The organism is Micromonospora sp. NPDC049900 (genome assembly GCF_044461025.1).
Classification (GTDB): Bacteria; Actinomycetota; Actinomycetes; order Mycobacteriales; family Micromonosporaceae; genus Micromonospora.
Genome location: NZ_JBITKM010000023.1, coordinates 21001 through 38596, shown reverse-complemented (window position 1 = coordinate 38596; position 17596 = coordinate 21001). Strand labels below are relative to the sequence as shown.

18 protein-coding genes are annotated in these 17596 nt (G+C 72.4%); 3 read left to right on the top strand and 15 right to left on the bottom strand.

Annotated elements, in window-relative coordinates; genetic code table 11:
* Positions 1–28: 28 nt before the first annotated feature.
* From argJ to ACIBMZ_RS28725, 15 genes are all read right to left on the bottom strand, one after another.
* Positions 29–1198: a bifunctional glutamate N-acetyltransferase/amino-acid acetyltransferase ArgJ gene (gene argJ, locus ACIBMZ_RS28795; protein ID WP_396699153.1), complete on the bottom strand. Its 1170-nt coding sequence runs from the start codon at positions 1196–1198 to the stop codon at positions 29–31.
* Positions 1195–2196: an N-acetyl-gamma-glutamyl-phosphate reductase gene (gene argC / locus ACIBMZ_RS28790; protein ID WP_396699151.1), complete on the bottom strand. Its 1002-nt coding sequence runs from the start codon at positions 2194–2196 to the stop codon at positions 1195–1197. The genes argJ and argC overlap by 4 nt, the downstream gene beginning before the upstream one ends.
* 108 nt (positions 2197–2304) lie before the next feature.
* Positions 2305–3330: an NAD-dependent epimerase/dehydratase family protein gene (locus ACIBMZ_RS28785; RefSeq protein ID WP_396699149.1), complete on the bottom strand. Its 1026-nt coding sequence runs from the start codon at positions 3328–3330 to the stop codon at positions 2305–2307.
* Positions 3312–4139 (bottom strand): glycosyltransferase family 2 protein, encoded by an 828-nt coding sequence (locus ACIBMZ_RS28780; protein ID WP_396699147.1) that lies wholly within the window; start codon positions 4137–4139, stop codon positions 3312–3314. Before ACIBMZ_RS28780 ends, ACIBMZ_RS28785 begins: the two co-directional genes overlap by 19 nt.
* Positions 4136–5338 carry a nucleotide sugar dehydrogenase gene (locus tag ACIBMZ_RS28775; protein WP_396699145.1) on the bottom strand — a complete coding sequence of 401 codons (1203 nt, stop codon included), beginning with the start codon at positions 5336–5338 and terminating at the stop codon, positions 4136–4138. Before ACIBMZ_RS28775 ends, ACIBMZ_RS28780 begins: the two co-directional genes overlap by 4 nt.
* Before the next feature lie 196 nt (positions 5339–5534).
* Positions 5535–8105: a phenylalanine--tRNA ligase subunit beta gene (gene pheT, locus ACIBMZ_RS28770; protein WP_396699143.1), complete on the bottom strand. Its 2571-nt coding sequence runs from the start codon at positions 8103–8105 to the stop codon at positions 5535–5537.
* A gap of 39 nt (positions 8106–8144) precedes the next feature.
* A complete protein-coding gene (gene pheS, locus ACIBMZ_RS28765) occupies positions 8145–9215 on the bottom strand; it encodes a phenylalanine--tRNA ligase subunit alpha (RefSeq protein WP_396699141.1) in 1071 nt (356 codons plus the stop codon).
* A gap of 202 nt (positions 9216–9417) precedes the next feature.
* Positions 9418–10215, bottom strand: coding sequence for a TrmH family RNA methyltransferase (locus ACIBMZ_RS28760; protein ID WP_396699139.1), 798 nt, complete (start codon positions 10213–10215; stop codon positions 9418–9420).
* Positions 10216–10282: 67 nt separating this feature from the next.
* Positions 10283–10675 (bottom strand): 50S ribosomal protein L20, encoded by a 393-nt coding sequence (gene rplT / locus ACIBMZ_RS28755; protein ID WP_117230164.1) that lies wholly within the window; start codon positions 10673–10675, stop codon positions 10283–10285.
* A gap of 33 nt (positions 10676–10708) precedes the next feature.
* Positions 10709–10903 (bottom strand): 50S ribosomal protein L35, encoded by a 195-nt coding sequence (gene rpmI / locus ACIBMZ_RS28750; protein WP_396699136.1) that lies wholly within the window; start codon positions 10901–10903, stop codon positions 10709–10711.
* A gap of 20 nt (positions 10904–10923) precedes the next feature.
* A complete protein-coding gene (gene infC / locus ACIBMZ_RS28745; protein WP_350700095.1) occupies positions 10924–11559 on the bottom strand; it encodes a translation initiation factor IF-3 in 636 nt (211 codons plus the stop codon).
* A gap of 672 nt (positions 11560–12231) precedes the next feature.
* Positions 12232–12759, bottom strand: coding sequence for a PH domain-containing protein (locus tag ACIBMZ_RS28740; RefSeq protein WP_396699134.1), 528 nt, complete (start codon positions 12757–12759; stop codon positions 12232–12234).
* The gene (locus ACIBMZ_RS28735) at positions 12756–13805 is read right to left on the bottom strand and encodes a DMT family transporter (RefSeq protein ID WP_396699132.1); all 1050 of its coding nucleotides are present in this window, start codon (positions 13803–13805) and stop codon (positions 12756–12758) included. Before ACIBMZ_RS28735 ends, ACIBMZ_RS28740 begins: the two co-directional genes overlap by 4 nt.
* Complete coding sequence (gene hisG, locus ACIBMZ_RS28730) at positions 13802–14647, bottom strand: ATP phosphoribosyltransferase (RefSeq protein WP_396699130.1); 846 nt, start codon at positions 14645–14647, stop codon at positions 13802–13804. The genes ACIBMZ_RS28735 and hisG overlap by 4 nt, the downstream gene beginning before the upstream one ends.
* A gap of 44 nt (positions 14648–14691) precedes the next feature.
* Positions 14692–14973 carry a phosphoribosyl-ATP diphosphatase gene (locus ACIBMZ_RS28725; protein WP_396699188.1) on the bottom strand — a complete coding sequence of 94 codons (282 nt, stop codon included), beginning with the start codon at positions 14971–14973 and terminating at the stop codon, positions 14692–14694.
* A gap of 120 nt (positions 14974–15093) precedes the next feature.
* Between ACIBMZ_RS28725 and ACIBMZ_RS28720 the strand changes: the two genes are divergently transcribed.
* Genes ACIBMZ_RS28720 through ACIBMZ_RS28710 form a run of 3 tightly spaced genes read left to right on the top strand, consistent with a single transcriptional unit; the run spans position 15094 to position 17587 of the window.
* Positions 15094–15954 carry an ABC transporter substrate-binding protein gene (locus tag ACIBMZ_RS28720; RefSeq protein WP_396699128.1) on the top strand — a complete coding sequence of 287 codons (861 nt, stop codon included), beginning with the start codon at positions 15094–15096 and terminating at the stop codon, positions 15952–15954.
* Positions 15951–16799 (top strand): amino acid ABC transporter permease, encoded by an 849-nt coding sequence (locus ACIBMZ_RS28715; protein WP_396699126.1) that lies wholly within the window; start codon positions 15951–15953, stop codon positions 16797–16799. Before ACIBMZ_RS28720 ends, ACIBMZ_RS28715 begins: the two co-directional genes overlap by 4 nt.
* Before the next feature lie 2 nt (positions 16800–16801).
* Positions 16802–17587, top strand: a complete 786-nt coding sequence (locus ACIBMZ_RS28710; protein WP_396699124.1) for an amino acid ABC transporter ATP-binding protein — start codon at positions 16802–16804, stop codon at positions 17585–17587.
* Positions 17588–17596 lie beyond the last annotated feature (9 nt).

Sequence of the window (17596 nt, the reverse complement as noted above, 5' to 3'; positions counted from 1 at the left end):
GGACTCCGCTTCGCTGCGTTCCTCGCGCTCACGTCGAATATGCCGAGTTCTCGTGCACGTACCCGTGCGACAGGTCGTTGGTCCACACCGTCGCCTCGGCGGCACCGGCGTGCAGGTCGATCCGGATGGTGACGTCCCGTCCGGTCAGGTCGACCCGGGACCGGTCCTCGGCGGCGGCACCGGACCGGCAGATCCAGACGCCGTTGACCGCCACGTCGATCTCGTCCGGCTCGAACGCGGCGGTGGTGGTGCCGACGGCGGCGAGGATCCGCCCCCAGTTCGGGTCGTTGCCGAACAGCGCGGTCTTCACCAGGTTGTTGCGGGCCACCGAACGGCCCACCTCGACCGCCTCGTCCTCGCCTGCCGCGCCGACCACCTCGATGGCGATCTCCTTCGTGGCGCCCTCGGCGTCGGCCAGCAACTGCTGCGCCAGGTCGTGGCAGGCGGCGGTGACCGCGCCGGTCAGCTCCGCCTCGCTCGGCGTGACCCCGGAGGCGCCGCTGGCCAGCAGCAGCACGGTGTCGTTCGTCGACATGCAGCCGTCCGAGTCGACCCGGTCGAAGGTGACCCGGGTGGCGGCCCGCAGCGCGACGCCGAGCGTCTCCGGCGTGGCCACCGCATCGGTGGTCAGGACGCAGAGCATGGTGGCCATGCCGGGGGCCAGCATGCCGGCGCCCTTGGCCATGCCGCCGACGGTCCAGCCGTCGCCGCGCGTCACGGCGGTCTTCGGGCGACTGTCGGTGGTCATGATCGCCTCGGCGGCGGCGTCACCGCCGTCACCGGTCAGGGCCCGCACCGCCGCGCCCACTCCCGGCAGGAGCTTGTCCATCGGCAGCCGTTCACCGATCAGGCCGGTGGAGCAGACGGCCACCTCACCGGCGCCGTACTCCCGGCCGGTGACCGCGCTGAGTTCGGCGGCGGTGTGTTCGGCGGTGGCGTGGGTGTCCTGAAAGCCGGCCGGGCCGGTGCAGGCGTTCGCGCCGCCGGAGTTGAGCACCACCACCCGGACCCGGCCGCCGTGGACCACCTGCTGGGTCCAGATCACCGGCGCGGCCTTGACCCGGTTGCTGGTGAAGACCGCGGCGACCCCGGCGTCCGGGCCGTCGTTGACCACCAGGGCCACGTCGGAGGCGCCGCTGGTCTTGAGGCCGGCGGCGACCCCGGCCGCCCGGAACCCCGCCGGGGTGGTGACGGTCATGGCGCGACTCCGAAGCAGGACAGGCCCGTGGTCTCGGGCAGACCGAACATCAGGTTGGCGTTCTGCACCGCCTGGCCGGCGGCACCCTTGCCGAGGTTGTCCAGGGCGGCGACCACGATCAGCCGACCGGAGTCGACGTCGACGGTGGCCTGGAGGTGGCAGGCGTTGCCGCCGAGGGTGGCGGCGGTGTGCGGCCACCGCCCCTCGGGCAGCAGGTGCACGAAGGGCGCGTCCGCGTACGCCGGTGCCAGCACCGCGCGGGGGTCCACCTCTCCGGTCGGCCGCGCGGTGACGGTGGCCAGGATGCCGCGCGGCATCGGCGCCAGCACCGGCGTGAACGACAGCCCGGTCGCGCCGGTGGCCTGCTTGATCTCGGGCACGTGCTGGTGCGCGCCGACCTTGTACGGCGACAGGTCGCCTGCCACCTCGCTGGCCAGCAGGTGGGTCTTGGCGGCCCGGCCCGCGCCGGAGGTGCCGCTGGCGGCGACGACCACCACGTCGGCCGGGTCGGCGGCTCCGGCGGCGATCAGCGGTGCCAGCGCCAGCACGATGGTGGCCGCGTAACAGCCGGTGTTGGCCACCCGCGTGGCGGTGGCGATGCGCTCCCGTTGGCCGGGCAGCTCGGGCAGCCCGTAGGTCCACGCCCCGGCGTGGGTGCCGCCGTAGTAGCGCGTCCAGGCGTCCCCGTCGACCAGGCGGTGGTCCGCGCCGAGGTCCACCACCCGCACCTGCGCGGGCAGCCGGGCCGCGAGCGCCGCCGACTCACCGTGCGGCAGGGCGAGGAACACCAGGTCGGCGTCGGCCAGGACGTCCACGGTGGTCGCCGCGAAGGTCAGGTCCAGACCGGTGAGCTGCGGGTGCACGCTGTCCAGCGGCTGTCCCGCCTGGCGGTGCGCGGTGGCGGCGACCAGGTCGAACTCGGGGTGCCCGGTCAGCAGGCGCAGCAGCTCACCTCCGGCGTATCCACTCGCCCCGGCGACTGCGACCCGAATTCCCATACCTACCTCCGCATGACTATGCAGAAGAGGTTAGCAGCGGCCGGTGACTGACCGCAAGGTCATGCATACCACTGCATGGTGATGTCACCGGGCTCTCGTCGGGGACGGTCAGAGCCGCCCCTCGGCCACCGCCCGGGTCACCCACGGGATCACCTCGTCGAGCATCTCGTCCAAGGAGGTGGTGGCCGTGAAGCCGAGCACCTCGGCGGCCTTGGTGATGTCCGGCACACGCTTGCGCACGTCGTACTCGAAGGGATCGTCGCTGACGTGCCGGAACGGCACGTCCGGCCCCTTGATCTTGTGCCAGATCAGCTCGGCCAACTCCAGGACCGTCGTCGACCGCGCGGTGGAGAGGTTGAAGTCCTCGTTGCGCGCGGCCGGATGCTCGACGGCGAGCGCGATGCCCCGCGCCAGGTCACCGCCGTAGGTGTAGTGCCGCACCTGGTCGCCCTCGCCGAGGATGTGCAGCGGGTCCTGGCCCTTGACGATCTTCTGCACCAGGTCGGGCACCACGTGCGACATGGCCAGCTTCACGTTGCCGGAGAGCACCTCGGCCTGGCCGAGGGCCCGCCCCTCCCCCACCCCCACGCAGTTGAACGGCCGCACGATCGTGTACGGCAACCGGTACTGCTCCCAGGCGGCCCGGGCGTAGTACTCCACCGCCAGCTTCTGGAAGCCGTACGAGGACAGCGGCGGTGGGATACGTCGCTCGTCGCCCTCCCGGCTCGGCCAGTGCGCGGTCGACTCGTACACCATCGAGGAGGAGAGGTAGGTGACCTTGGCGAGCCCACCCTCGCGATGGGCCCGGATCGCCGCGTCGCAGGTGGCCGCCATGATCCGTTCGTTGGTGGCGAGCAGGTCGTAGGCGTACGCGTGGAAGTAGGAGATCCCGCCGATCATCGCCGCACCGGCGACCAGATGGTCACAGCCGTCGAGCAGGTCGGTGAGCAGGTCGACGTCGCGCGCGTCGCCCTCGACGAACCGGAAGCGCGGGTGCGCGTCGTAGCTGTGCGTGACCGGCCCGTACTTCGAGAAGTCGTCGACCCCGACCACCTCGTGCCCGCGATCGAGCAACTCGGCGACCAGGTAGCCGCCGATGAAGCCGGCCGATCCGGTTACCAGGACCTTCGCCACGTGCGCTCCTCAGCCGTCTTCTCGTACTCGGGGCCGCGCTTGTCGTACCCGGGGGCGCACGGGACCGTCACGACCGCCGGACCACGCCGGGCGGCCAGCTTCTCCCGGCTCAGCCGTCGACCGTAGGAGAAGAAGTACCACCGCAGGTAGCCCGGCAGGAACCGCCCGAGGTCGAAGTGGGACTCGCCGAGCGGCCGGTCCAGCCAGATCGTCGGGATCTCCGCCACCGGCAGCCGCAGCCGGGTCGCCTTGGCGGTCAACTCCAACCCGATCTCGAAGCCGGTCCGCGACTCGATGCCGACCTCCCGCACGAACGCCGTGTCGTACGCCTTGAAGCTGTTGGTGGCGTCCCGGGTGCCGACCCGGGCGAAGGTGTAGAGGCTCCGGCCCGCCCAACGGGACATGATCCGCTTCAACCGTGGACCGCCGACCTGCTGGCCGCCCGGCATGTAGCGGGACGCCGCCGCGACCACCACCCCCCGGTCCACCAGCCGGGCCAGCTCGTCGATCTGCCGGGGATCGTCACAGCCGTCGGCCATCGTCACCACCGCGACCGGCGCCCGGGCCGCGTCGATGCCGAACCGGATCGCGTTGGCCGGGCCCCGGCCGTAGGTGTTCAACACCGCCCGCACCCGGGGATCGGTCCGCGCGACCTGCTCGACGTACGGCACCGTGGTGTCCTCGGGCTGGTCGTGCACGACGAGCACCTCGGCGGGGAGCATCAACTCCCGCAGCATCCGTTCCAGGCAGCGGACGACCGCCTCGCCCTCGTCGTAGACCGGCACGATCACCGAGACGCGCGGGTTCACACCCGCACCCCCTGCCCGGTCAGGCCCCACATGTCGATCACCGGCCGGTCGGTGTCGAGGCGGGCGTACTGCTCGTGCGGTGCCGCGATCACCAGGAGATCCGACCGGCGCAGCACCTCGTCCAGGTCGAGAAACCGCTCGTCGACCACGTACGGGTCGGTGCAGAGCGTCTCCCGGGTCTTCAACGCCAGGATCTTGCGCAGCTTGTACGCCAGGCTCTCCCGGGGGTCGTCGCTGCCGCCCTTGAACGCCATGCCGAGAATGCCCACGGTAGAGGAGGCCAGGTCGAAGCGGTCCTCCAACCGGGACACCAGGTACAGCGGCAGCCCCTCGTTGATCAGCATGGCCGAGTGGCCGAGCACGAAGTTGTTCCGGTTGAACGCGGCCAACTGCATGGTGTCCTTGAACAGGCACGGCCCGGCGGCGAACCCCGGCATCGGCAGATCCGCCGCGCGCGGGTAGTCGTACGCCACCGCGTGCCGGATCCGGGCGAAGTCGAGCCCGACGTCGTTGGCCATCATCCAGAACTGGTTGGCGGTGGCGAACTTGACGTAGCGCCACGTGTTGGTGAACAACTTCGCCAGCTCCGCCTCCTCCGGCTGCAACGGCACGATCCGGTCGGTGAGGTGCCGGAACAGCCGCTCCGCCCGAGCCTGTGCCTCCGGCGTACGCGCGGCCACGATCTGCGGCAGCGCGAACAGTTCGGTCATCGCGTGGCCCTCGGCGATACGCTCCGGACAGAAGGCGACGTCGGCGTGCACCCCCTTGGCCGCCAGCAGCTTCTCGGTCAGCGCGGTCACGCCCGGATAGACGGTGCTGCGCAGCACCACGAGCTGACCGTCCCGCAGGTACTCGGCGCACCGCTCCAGAGCCCGGGGCACGGCACCGAGATCCGGGTTGAGGTGCTCGTCGACCGGGGTCCCCACGACGACCACCAGATGCGCGGAGACGCCCACCGCCGCCGGGTCGGTGGTGGCCCGGAGACGACCGGTGGCGACCGCCTCGGCCAGCGGTGCGGCGGCACCCGCCTCGACGAACGGCAACGTGGCGGCGTTGACGGTGTCCACCGCGTCGGCGTTGATGTCGTACAGCACGACGGAGAGCCCACGGGCGGCGAAGGCGATGCCCAGCGGCAGGCCGACCCGGCCACAACCACCGACGATGCAGACGTCGACCGCGGAGGGGGGCTCGTCGGACATGAGGGGACTCCCGTGGGGTGGCGGGGTGCGATCGGCGGCGGTGCGCGGGATCCCAGCAGGCTAACCGCTCGGACGTGACTCGCGGGTAACCAAACAGCTATCGATGCCAGCCTTTCGGCCGATCTCCGCCCGGAGGTAAGGAAGGGTCCCCTGCTATGCACGAGGCGTTAGCAGGGGACCCTTCCTTACATCCGCGTCAGGCGCCGCGCAGGGTCGCCTGGAAGCGCTCGGCGGCACGGGCCACCGCGGCGTCGCGGGCGGCCACCGCCTCCTCGACGGTCAGCGTCCGGTCGGGTGCGCGGAAGGTCAGCTTGTACGCCAACGACTTGCGGCCCGCGCCCAACTGGTCGGAGGCGTACACGTCGAACAGCCGCACCGACTCCAGCAGGTCACCGGCGCCCTCGGTGAGGGCCTGCCGCACCGACTCCGCCGGGACCGACTCGTCCACCACCAGCGCCACGTCGATCAGTGCCGGCGGGAAGCCGGACACCGTCGGCGCGAGCGCCACCGGCGCCTCCGGCAACGCGTCCAGGTCCAGCTCCATGGCACTGGTCCGACGGGGCAGTTCCAGCGTGGCGAGCACCGTCGGGTGCAGTTCACCGGCGTGGCCGACCACCGTGCCGTCCACCAGCAACGCGGCGCACCGGCCGGGATGCCAGGGGGCGTACTCGGCGGCCCGCACCTCGACGGAACCCTGCGGCACCCCGGCGGCGGCGAGCACCGCCCGACCCGCCTCGACGGCGTCGGCCCAGCCGGCGGCCCGACCCGCGCCCCACCAGCCGGCCGGCTCGACGTCGCCGGTCAGTACGACCGCGACGTGCCGGGGCTGGTCCGGGACGACCGCGTCGGCGGCGGCGAACTCCTCGTCGGTGGGACGCCGGTCGACGCCCATGACCGGCGGCCGTCCGGCACCCGGACGCGCGCGGAAGACCGTGCCGGTCTCGAAGATCGCCAGGTCGCGCAGGCCACGGCCGAGATTGCGGCGGACGATGCCGAGCAGCGGACCGAGCAGCGAGGTCCGCAGCAGCGGCTCCTCCTCGGACAGCGGGTTGGCCAGCCGGACCGCCTGGCGACGCGGGTCGTCGTCGGGCAGCCCGAGCTGGTCGGCCAGCTCGGTGGAGACGAACGGGTGCGCCAGCACCTCGACGAAGCCGCGTTCGGCGAGCGAGCGGCACACGGCGCGGTGGCGGCGCTGCCGCGCGGTCAACCCTCGCCCGGGCGGCGCGGTCGGCAGCACCGACGGCACCTTGTCGTACCCGTCGAGGCGCGCCACCTCCTCGACCAGGTCGGCCGGATCGGTCAGGTCGGGTCGCCAGGTGGGCGGGACGACGCTGAGCGCCTCGGCACCGGCGACGGTCCCCACCTCGCCCGCGTCCTCGGCGAGCCGGTCGGCGCCCCGGGCCACGGTGCACCCGACCTGCTCCAGCAGGGCCACCACCCGGGCCGGTGGATACTCCACGCCGACCCGTCGGGTGGGCAGGTCCACCGGCAGCACGATCGGCGTACGCGGTGCGACGTGGTCGATGTCCAACACCTCGTCGGCGACGGTGCCGCCCGCGTACTCGGTGAGCAGCCGTACCGCCCGCTCCAGCGCGACCAGCGGCAGGGCCGGGTCCACGCCCCGCTCCCAGCGCTTCGCGGCCTCGCTGAACAGCTTGTGCCGGCGGGCGGTGCGCCCGACCATCACCGGGTCCCAGTGCGCGGCCTCGAACAGCACGTTGACGGTGCCGGGCACCACCTCGCTGGTCTCGCCGCCCATCACGGCCGCGAGCGAGATCGGCACGCCCTCACCGCCGACCGGGTTCGGCGCTCCGGTGTCGCAGATGACCATGTCCTCCGGGGCCAGCGCCCGGGTCACCCCGTCGAGCGTGGTCAGCTTCTCGCCCACCTCGGCCCGTCGGACCACCAGCGCGCCGGTGATCCGGTCCGCGTCGAAGGCGTGCATCGGCTGGCCGAGTTCCAGCATCACGTAGTTGGTGATGTCGACCGGCAGCGAGATGGTGCGGATGCCGGCGACGGTGAGCCGCCGCTGCATCCACTCGGGGCTCGGTGCGGTCGGGTCCACGCCGCGCACCAGCCGGGCCGCGAACCGGTCGCAGCCGACCGTGTCCCGGACCTCGACCGGGTACGCCGGTACGTCGGTGCCGGTCGGCGCGGGGGCCAGACCGGGGTCCCGGAAGCCGACCCCGAGGGCGAGCGCCAACTCGCGGGCCAGCCCCCGCAGCGACATCTGGTAGCCCCGGTCCGGGGTGATCTCCACCTCCACCACGACGTCGTCGAGGCCGACCACCGGTCGGGCGTCGTCGCCGGGTTTGGCGGCGGTGCCCTCGGGCAGCACCACGATGCCGTCGTGGTCGTCGCCGAGGCCCAGCTCGCGCTCCGAGCAGATCATGCCGTTGGAGTTGCGCCCGTACGTCTTGCGGGCACCGATGGCGAAGCCACCCGGCAGGACACCGCCGGGCAGGATCACCACCACCCGGTCGCCCGGGGCGAAGTTGCGCGCCCCGCAGACGATCTCCTGCGGCTCGCCGGTGCCGTTGGCGGCGCCGACGTCGACCCGGCAGAACCGGATCGGCTTCTTGAAACCGGTCAGTTCCTCGATCTCGAGGACCTCACCGACCACCAGCGCCCCCTGGACCGTGTCGGCCAGGTCCACGATCGACTCGACCTCGATTCCGAGGTCGACCAGGGCCCGCTCCAGGTCGGCGGCGGGCAGGTCGGCCGGGAGGTCGACGTACTCCCGCAGCCAACTGACAGAAACTCGCATGACTTGTGACCACCGTCTCCGTGACTCGTACCCGTCGCCCTACACCCCGGCCCCGAAGGCGCGGGTGAACCGCACGTCGCCTTCGGCCATGTCCCGCATGTCGCTGACCCCGTGCCGGAACATCACCGTGCGGTCGATGCCCATGCCGAAGGCGAACCCCGAGTAGACCTCCGGGTCGATGCCGCAGGCGCGCAGCACCCGCGGGTTGACCATGCCGCAGCCGCCCCACTCCACCCAGCGAGGTCCGTCGCGGTGCTCCGGGAACCAGACGTCGAACTCGGCCGACGGCTCGGTGAACGGGAAGTAGTGCGGCCGGAAGCGGGTCCGCGCCCCCGCCCCGAACATCGCCCGGGCGAAGTGGTCGAGGGTGCCGCGCAGGTGCGCCATGGTGATGCCCTTGTCCACCACCAGGCCCTCGACCTGGTGGAAGACGGGCGCGTGGGTGGCGTCCAGTTCGTCGGTGCGGTAGACCCGGCCGGGCACGACCACATAGATCGGCGGCTTGCGGGTCAGCATGGTCCGCGCCTGCACCGGCGAGGTGTGGGTCCGCAGGACCAGCCCGGACTCCTCGGCGGGTGCGATGTGGAAGGTGTCCATCAGGCCGCGCGCCGGGTGGTCCGGCCCGATGTTCAGCGCGTCGAAGTTGGTCCACTCCAACTCGACCTCGGGTCCCTCGGCCACCTCGTAGCCCATCCCGACGAACAGATCGCTGATCTGCTCGGTCAGCACGCTGATCGGGTGCCGGGAGCCGCGCGGCCGCCGGTCGTAGGGCAACGTCACGTCGACGCGCTCCTCCACCAGCACCCGCTCGGCCTGTTCGCGCTCCAGCACCTCGGCGCGGGCGGCGTGGGCCTGCTCGATGGCGCGGCGGGCCTCGTTGACCCGCTTACCGGCGTCGGACTTGGCGGCCGGCGGCAGCGCGCCGATCTCCCGGCGGGCCAGCGAGACTGGGGCGCGGTCCCCGAGGTGCGCCGGTCGCACCACGGCCAGCGCGTCGGGGTCACCGGCGGCGGCGAACGCCTTCTCGGCCTCGGACACGGCCTCGGCCAGGGCGGCCGGGTCGAGCAGGGCGACCTGCTTCGGGTCGTACGGATCGTTGCGGTAGCTCATGGCGTACGGGCACTCCCTCACGGCGGTGCCGGCCCTCACGGGCGGCGAAGCGAGTCTACGGACGCGCGGCTGCGCCGCAGCCCGCCGGTGGGAGTCGCGTGGGGAGCAGGTCAGGCCCGCCGCCCGCCGACACCGGCGGGCTGGCTAAAGGAACGCCGTATCGCGTTCACCATGGGGGCCGCTCTCCCTGTGGGGTGTGAGGTCAGCGCTGCGCTTTCGCTGAAGCGTACAGGCAGACCGCCGCAGCCGCAGCCAGGTTGAGGCTCTCGGCACGCCCGTGCAGCGGCACCCGGACCCGGGCGTCGGCGGCCTCGACCAGTTCGGTGGGCAGGCCGTGCGCCTCGGAGCCGAACAGCCAGGCGGTGGGCGCGGCGAGCCGGCCGGCGTCGGCCAGGTCGTCGAGGTCGTCGGCGCCGTGCCCGGTGGCGGCGAGCACGGTCAGCCCGGCGGACCGGGCCGCGACGAGCACCTCGGCGGGGTCGGGTTCGCGAACCACGTCGACGTGGAACAGGCTGCCGGCCGAGGACCGGACACACTTGCCGTTGTACGGGTCGACGGCCTCGCCGGCGAAGACCACCGTGGCGGCCCCGGCCGCGTCGGCGGTCCGCAGCACGGTGCCGGCGTTGCCCGGGTCACGGATGCCGGCGAGTACGGCGACCAGGCGCGGGCGGCGGGCCAGTGCGGTCTCCAGCGGTACGTCGACGTGCTCGCAGACGGCGACCAGTCCCTGCGGTGCGACGGTCTCGGCGAGCGCGGCGAGCGCCTCCCCGGTCACCTCGGAGACGGGTACGTCGTCCCGGGCGGCGGCTGCCGCGAGGTCGGCGTACCGGTCGAGGGCGGCCGGCGTGCCGAACAGCTCCCGCACCGTACGCGGGCGGGCCAGGGCCTCGCGGACCGCCTGCGGCCCCTCGGCCAGGAACCGGCCGGTGGCCTCGCGCTCCCGGCGGCGGTGGAGCCGACGGGCGGCGACCACCCGGGGCGTACGCGGAGTGAAGGTCATGTCGTCCTCACCACACACGCGCGAGGCGCCCCCGGTCGTGGGGACGCCTCACTGCGTTGTGCGGGGATCAGGCGGCCTGAGCCGGCGCGCCGCCGGTGCCCTCGGCCTTGACCGCGGCCCGGGCCAGCTCGACGATCGCCGCGAACGCCGGAGCGTCGTGGACCGCCATGTCGGCCAGGATCTTGCGGTCGACCTCGATGCCGGCCAGGCGCAGGCCCTGGATCAGGCGGTTGTAGGTCATCCCGTTGGCACGGGCACCCGCGTTGATCCGCTGGATCCACAGCTGCCGGAAGTCGCCCTTGCGGTCGCGACGGTCCCGGTAGGCGTACTGCATCGAGTGCAGCACCTGCTCCTTGGCCTTGCGGTACAGCCGGGAGCGCTGACCGCGGTAGCCACTCGCGGTCTCCAGCAGGGTACGACGCTTCTTCTGGGCGTTCACAGCCCGCTTGACGCGTGCCATCTCAACTCCTTCTTGGACTCAGGTTGGCGCGCGTCAGCGGCCGAGCAGCTTCTTGAGGCGCTTGACGTCGGACTTGGCGACCTCGACCAGGCCCGTCAGCCGCCGGGTACGGGTGGAGGGCTTCTTCTCCAGGTTGTGGCGCAGACCGGCCTGCTGCTTCACGATCTTGCCCTTACCGGTCACGCGGACCCGCTTGCCCGTCCCCGTGTGGCTCTTCATCTTCGGCATGTGGAACGTCTTCTCCCCTGTTACTCGCCGCTGTTGTCGGCGACGGTGCCGGTGTCACCGGCTGCTGCGGTCTCGCCGGCCTCCGGCGCGGCGGAATCCTCCGCTGCCCGGTCCCGGGGCGCCCCGCCCCGGGAGGCGACCGCGGCGACTGCGGCGGCCTTGGTGGCGCGGTGCGGCGCGAGCACCATGATCATGTTTCGACCGTCCTGCTTCGGAGCGGCCTCGACGTACCCCAGCTCCGAGATCTCGCTCTCCAGCCGACGCAGGAGCCGGTAACCCAGCTCCGGGCGACTCTGCTCGCGACCGCGGAACATGATCGTCACCTTGACCTTGTCGCCGGCCTTGAGGAACCGCACCACGTGACCCTTCTTGGTCTCGTAGTCGTGCGGATCGATCTTCGGCCGGAGCTTCATCTCCTTGATGACGGTCTGCTGCTGGTTACGCCGCGCTTCGCGCGCCTTGAGTGCGCTCTCGTACTTGAACTTGCCGAAGTCCATGAGCTTGCACACCGGCGGGCGCGCCATCGGCGCAACCTCGACCAGGTCCAGATCGACGTCCGCGGCCAGCTGAAGGGCGCGCTCCAGCGGGACGATGCCCACCTGCTCACCCTCGGGGCCGACCAGTCGGACCTCACGTGCCCGGATCTGCTCGTTCACGCGTGGTTCGACGCTGATGGGGCCTCCTCGAGTCGGATCTTCATAGGCGGCCGACCCTGCGGCTCCCGGTTGGGAGCCGACCCGGAAAGCAGAAGGCCCCGGCGCATGCCAGGGCCCGCTCGACCGGTCGGCACGATCACAGGATCGCGCATCCCGACCCGGGACATGCCCGGAACCGGAGACCGGACCCGGCCGCCGCAGTCGGCGACTCGGGTGGGAGCAGGCGCCCCACTTTCATGGCCGCCCGCTCAACGCGGACAGCCTGGTCGACTCGACCACACTACACCCTCGGTAACCACCGCCCCAAACCGACCCGCCCTATCCCGGTCCGCCCGCGCTGATCCACCCGCCCGCACCGGGTCTGTCGTCCGGTGCGACGGGTCTGTCGTCCGGGTGCGACGGGTGGTGGTTCGGGCCGGGCCCTGTCGATTCGGGCCGGGCCCTGTCGAGCTGAACCGTCGGCGCCATCACCGAGGGCCGAACCCGTGGCGATCCATTCGTGCCGTCAGCTCGACAGGCCGCCGACCACACGGTGGAGTGCAGCGGCGAAGGCGACTGAGCGTGACGACCGGTCGCGCGGGAGATTCCAGTGCGGGAAGTACCCCGTGCGCCACGGACGCTCAGCGCCACGGGCAGTGAGCCGGCCCGGACGAAGTGCCCGGGTGAGGGCGCTCAGCGGGTGGCGCGCTCGGAGACGGCGGTCAGGTGCGCCTGGTGCAGGCGGCGCAGGGCACGGACGCCGTCGACGGCGAGCTGCTTGTCGGCGGCCTGGAGGGCGACCACCGGCAGCAGGTCGTCGTCGTACAGCTCCAGGGCGGCCCACGGCGCGCCGCGGTCGAAGCGGACGCCGCGGACGACCTCCCAGGGCAACTCGTACGAGCCGATGATGTTGCGGACCCGGATGCGGTGGGCGTCCGCCTCGACCCGGGGACGGGTGAACAACAGCGTGCCGAGGGCGAACAGGACACCGAGCCCGATCATGGCGAACTGGTCGCCGCGCTGGAAGGTGCCGTAGCCGTTGCCGGTGGGGCCGGTCAGGGTGGTGGCGATCAGGGCGAACACGACGACCAGCACGGCCGCCGAGATCCAGCAGACCAGCCGGATGCGGCGCGGTCGCAGGTGGATCCGGTCGGTGCCGTTCACCGGCTCGCGTTCGCCCGTGCCGGCACTGGCCTGCGTCGCGTCCCGCCGCTCACTCATGCGCCCAGTTTGCCATCCGACCCCGGCACGTCGTCCGGCGCCACACGGACCGCACCGTCGTCCCCACCGGTCCCGACCTCGGCGACCGGGGGCGTGCGTGGGACCGGGGGTGGGGTGCCGGTGGCCGGGGCGGTGGCGGCGCGCGGTCCACGACCGGCGACCAGCACGGCGAGCAGGGTGAGCACGGCGCCGGCCAGGACCGGCAGCCGGGCGCCGGGGCCCTGCGGCAGCAGCGCGTCCAGCAACAGCGCGCCGACGAGTTGGCCGCCGACCAGGGCCAGGCCGGTACGCAGGACGCCGGCCGCCCGGACGCCGATCACCAGGGCGGCGACGATGCCGACGCCGAGCAGCCCGCCGGTGTAGAGGTGCCACCCGCTCGGCCAACTGATGGACGGGCCGGAGAAGGCGCCCGCCAGCGCGGCGACGAGCAGCACCACCGGCGTACTGACGACGAAGTTGACCGCGACCCCGGCGGCGGCCGAACCGGCGGCGGAGATCCGGCCGTTGAGCGCGGCCTGCAACGCCACGGCGACACCGCCGAGCACGGCCAGCAGGAGCACACCCACGGCCAGGTCACCGATCGGTCGGCCGGTCTGGGCCAGGGCCACCGCAGCCACCCCGAGCAGCGCCCCGGCGATGCGGGGCGCGGTGAGCGGCAGCCGACCCACCGGGGCCAGGCCGGAGCGGTCCGAGGCCAGCCCACCGAGGCTGCTGCCGGCGACCTGGGCGATGGTGAAGACCGCGACGCCGAGCACCGGCACGGCGTAGGCGGCGAGCACCACGATGGCCGCGCCGCCCAGCCCGCCGAGGTACGACCACCAGGGCAGCCGGGCCCGCCGCAACGCGACGAGCCCGGTCCGCATGGACGGCAGCGCCAGCAGCCCGAGCAGGACCAGCAGGCAGCCGCCGAGGTTGTTGACGACCGCGCCCACGGTGGCGTTGCCGGTCCGCTGGCCCAGCTCGGCGTTGACCGCGCCCTGCGCCGCCGACGCGACACCGCCGAGGGTGACCAGAGCCAGCGCGAGCGCCGCCGGGCGCGGCCTCACAGCCGGCAGGCGTGGATGTTGGTGACCAGGATCGCCCGGGCGCCGAGGTCGTAGAGCTCGTCCATGATCTGGTGCACGTCGTCGCGCAGCACCATGGCCTGCACCGCCACCCAGCCCTCGCGGTGCAGTGGGGAGACGGTCGGCGACTCGATGCCGGGGGTCAGCGAGCTGGCCCGGTCCAGCAGTCCGGCCGGTACGTCGTAGGCGAGCATCACGTAGCGGCGGGCCACCAGCACCCCGTGCAGCCGGCGCAGCAACTGCTCGGCCTGCGGGTGGGCGTCGGCACCGACGCGGCGGACCAGCACCGCCGACGAGCGCAGCAGCGGCTCACCGAAGACCACCAGCCCGGCCTGGCGCAGCGTGGCACCGGTCTCGACCACGTCGGCGACCACGTCGGCGACACCGAGCCGGATGGCGTTCTCCACCGCGCCGTCGAGCCGGATCACGTCGGCCTTGACGCCCAGCTCGGTCAGGTGCCGCTCGACCAGCCCCGGGTACGCGGTGGCGATCCGGTGCCCGCCGAGTTCCCGGACGTCGTCGACGTCGTCCGCGCGGGCGGCGAAGCGGAAGGTGGCCCGGCCGAAGTTCAGGTCGACGATCTCCTCGGCCGGCGCGCCGGAGTCGATCAGCAGGTCCCGGCCGGTGATGCCGACGTCCAGGTCACCGGAGCCGACGTAGGTGGCGATGTCCTTCGGGCGCAGGTAGAAGAACTCGATGTCGTTGGGTTCGTCCCGGCAGACCAGGTCCTTCGGGTCGGTGCGCTGGCGGTAGCCCGCCTCGCGCAGCATCTTGGCGGCCGATTCGGCCAGGGCGCCCTTGTTGGGTACGGCGACACGCAGCATGACGGAGTGCTCCTTCGATCGGGTTGAGGTCGACGGCGGGGCACTCACAGATGTCGGTAGACGTCCTTCAGGTCGAGACCACTGGCCAGCATCAGCACCTGGACCTGGTAGAGCAGTTGGGAGATCTCCTCGGCGGTGCGCTCGGGCCCCTCGTGCTCGGCGGCCATCCACGACTCGGCCGCCTCCTCGACGACCTTCTTGCCGATGAAGTGCACGCCCTTCTCCAGCGCGGCGACCGTGCCGGAGCCCGGGGTGCCGGCGGCGGCCTTGGCCTGCAGCTCGGCGAACAACTCCTCGAACGTCTTCACGGAATCGGATTCTTTCAGTCGCCCTCGGTCGCCGTGAGCACGGGGCCGGTGTCGACCGCTGGGCGGGACCGGAATTCCCTACCGACATGGTGGGACACCCCTTCGACGTCCGCCGATGCAGGTCGTACGCTGTGCGCCATGGTCAGCACTCCTCGCATCCTCGCGCTCGCGGCCGCCGGCTCGGTCCTGCTCGCGGTCAGCGCCTGCGCGCCCGAATCCGCACCCGCCCCCCAGCCCACCGCGTCCGCCGCGTGCGACAAGGAGAGCCTGGTCACCCGTACGCCGGGCAAGCTCACCATCGCCACCGACGAGCCCGCGTACCAGCCGTGGTTCGTCGACGACAAGCCGGACAACGGGGAGGGCTTCGAGTCCGCCGTGGCGTACGCGGTGGCCGAGAAGCTCGGGTACGCCCGCGCGGACGTGGTCTGGACCCGGGTCAAGTTCGAGACCGCCGTCGCGCCCGGGCCGAAGGAGTTCGACTTCGACATCAACCAGTTCTCCATCACCGACGAGCGCAAGCGGGCGGTGGACTTCTCCGCGCCGTACTACCTGGTGCGGCAGTCGGTCATCGCGCTGAAGTCCTCCAAGATCGCGGGGAGGACGTCGCTGGCCGACCTGCGCGACGCCAAGCTCGGCGCCCAGGTCGGCACGACCAGCTACCAGGCGATCACCGACCTGGTGAAGCCGACGGTCGAGCCGCAGGTCTACAACAGCAACGACGACGCCAAGAAGGCGCTGCAGAACGGGCAGATCGACGGGCTGGTGGTGGACCTGCCCACCGCGTTCTACATCACCTCGGCCGAGATCGACGACGCGGTGATCGTCGGGCAGTTCCCCCAGGTGGGTTCGCCGGAGGCGTTCGGGCTGCTGCTGGACAAGGACTCGCCGCTGACCGGCTGCGTCAGCGGTGCGGTCGGTCAGCTCGCCGGTGACGGTGTGCTGAAGCAGTTGGAGCAGCAGTGGCTCGCCCAGGTGGCGGGTGCACCCGAACTCACGTGAGCACCCTCACCCACCATGATCCGTCGCCCGCACAGCGGGCCCGGGACGCGTACCGCCGTCGGCAGACCGTGCTGAGCGTGCTGATCGCCGCCGCCTCCACGGCGGTGATCGGCACGCTGCTGGCGGTCGCGGTGACCGGGGCGCCGGGCTGGGACCGGGTACGCGAGTCGTTCCTCGACCCGGAGATCGCCCGGGACGCGCTGCCCCGGGTGCTCGCCGGGCTCTGGCTCAACGTCCGGCTGCTGGTCTGCTGCGCGATCGGCGCGCTGCTGCTCGGGTTGCTGATCGCCGTCCTGCGGACGCTGCGCGGTCCGGTGTTCTTCCCGATCCGGGCGCTCGCGGCCGGGTACACGTACACGTTCCGCGGCCTGCCGTTGATCATCGTGCTGTACGTGCTCACCCTCGGCGTGCCGGGGCTGCGGTTGCAGGGCATGCCGCCGGTGCTGGTGCTGGGCGGGTTGGCGCTGGTGCTCACCTACGGCGGGTACCTGGCCGAGGTGTTCCGCGCCGGCATCGAGTCGGTGCATCCCAGCCAGCTCGCGGCGGCCCGCTCGCTGGGGCTCACCTATCGGCAGACCATGCGGCACGTGGTGCTGCCGCAGGCGGTCCGGCGGGTGGCGCCGCCGCTGCTCAACGACGTGGTGGCGTTGCAGAAGGACGTCGGGCTGGTCTCCCTGGCCGGCCCCATCGACGCGGTACGGGCCGCGCAGATCGCCACCGCCCAGACGTTCAACTACACGCCGTACATCGTGGCCGGGGTGCTCTTCGTCCTGCTCGCCATCCCGCTGATCGCGGTCACCGACCAGGTGACGTTGCGGGCGGCCCGACGCCAGTCCGGAGGCTGACCGTGGACGTGTTGCGGTGTCGGGGGCTGCGCAAGGAGTTCGGTGGCCGGGTGGTGCTGGACTCGCTCGACCTGACCGTGGCCGAGCACCGGGTGGTGGCGTTGATCGGGGCCTCCGGCTCCGGCAAGTCGACGCTGCTGCGCTGCGTCAACCTGCTGGAGGAGCTGCACGACGGGACGATCGAGCTGGACGGCGAGGAGATCACCGCCCCCGGCGTGGACCCGGACCGGGTACGCCGCCGCATCGGCATGGTCTTCCAGGCGTACAACCTCTTCCCGCATCTGAGCGTGCTGGACAACGTGACGCTGGCTCCGCGTCGAGTGCACGGGCGGTCCCGGGCCGACGCCGAGGCGCACGCCCGGGAGCTGTTGGACCGGGTGGGGCTCGCGGACCGGGCCGACGCGTACCCGGATCGGCTCTCCGGCGGCCAGCAGCAGCGGGTGGCGATCGTGCGGGCGCTGGCCAACTCGCCCCGGCTGCTGCTGCTCGACGAGGTCACCTCGGCGCTCGACCCGGAGCTGGTCGGCGAGGTGCTCACGATGATCCGTGACCTCAAGGCCGACGGCATGACCATGGTGCTGGCCACCCACGAGATGGGCTTCGCCCGGGACGTGGCCGACCAGGTCTGCTTCCTCGACGGCGGCCGGGTGGTCGAGTCCGGCCCGCCGGCCCAGGTGTTCGGCGCGCCCACGCAGCCGCGTACCCGGCAGTTCCTGGCCCGGATCATCGAGGCCGGTCGCCTACCGGGTGCGGTGGGGGGCGATCGTGACGACGGTCACCGTCGCTGACCGGCAGGT

Bases quoted from the DNA above. Each gene is read 5' to 3' on its own strand.
- argJ (WP_396699153.1), bottom strand. From the start codon at position 1,198: ATGACCGTCACCACCCCGGCGGGGTTCCGGGCGGCCGGGGTCGCCGCC.
- argC (WP_396699151.1), bottom strand. From the start codon at position 2,196: ATGGGAATTCGGGTCGCAGTCGCCGGGGCGAGTGGATACGCCGGAGGT.
- ACIBMZ_RS28775 (WP_396699145.1), bottom strand. From the start codon at position 5,338: ATGTCCGACGAGCCCCCCTCCGCGGTCGACGTCTGCATCGTCGGTGGT.
- pheT (WP_396699143.1), bottom strand. From the start codon at position 8,105: ATGCGAGTTTCTGTCAGTTGGCTGCGGGAGTACGTCGACCTCCCGGCC.
- pheS (WP_396699141.1), bottom strand. From the start codon at position 9,215: ATGAGCTACCGCAACGATCCGTACGACCCGAAGCAGGTCGCCCTGCTC.
- ACIBMZ_RS28760 (WP_396699139.1), bottom strand. From the start codon at position 10,215: ATGACCTTCACTCCGCGTACGCCCCGGGTGGTCGCCGCCCGTCGGCTC.
- rplT (WP_117230164.1), bottom strand. From the start codon at position 10,675: ATGGCACGCGTCAAGCGGGCTGTGAACGCCCAGAAGAAGCGTCGTACC.
- rpmI (WP_396699136.1), bottom strand. From the start codon at position 10,903: ATGCCGAAGATGAAGAGCCACACGGGGACGGGCAAGCGGGTCCGCGTG.
- ACIBMZ_RS28740 (WP_396699134.1), bottom strand. From the start codon at position 12,759: ATGAGTGAGCGGCGGGACGCGACGCAGGCCAGTGCCGGCACGGGCGAA.
- hisG (WP_396699130.1), bottom strand. From the start codon at position 14,647: ATGCTGCGTGTCGCCGTACCCAACAAGGGCGCCCTGGCCGAATCGGCC.
- ACIBMZ_RS28720 (WP_396699128.1), top strand. From the start codon at position 15,094: ATGGTCAGCACTCCTCGCATCCTCGCGCTCGCGGCCGCCGGCTCGGTC.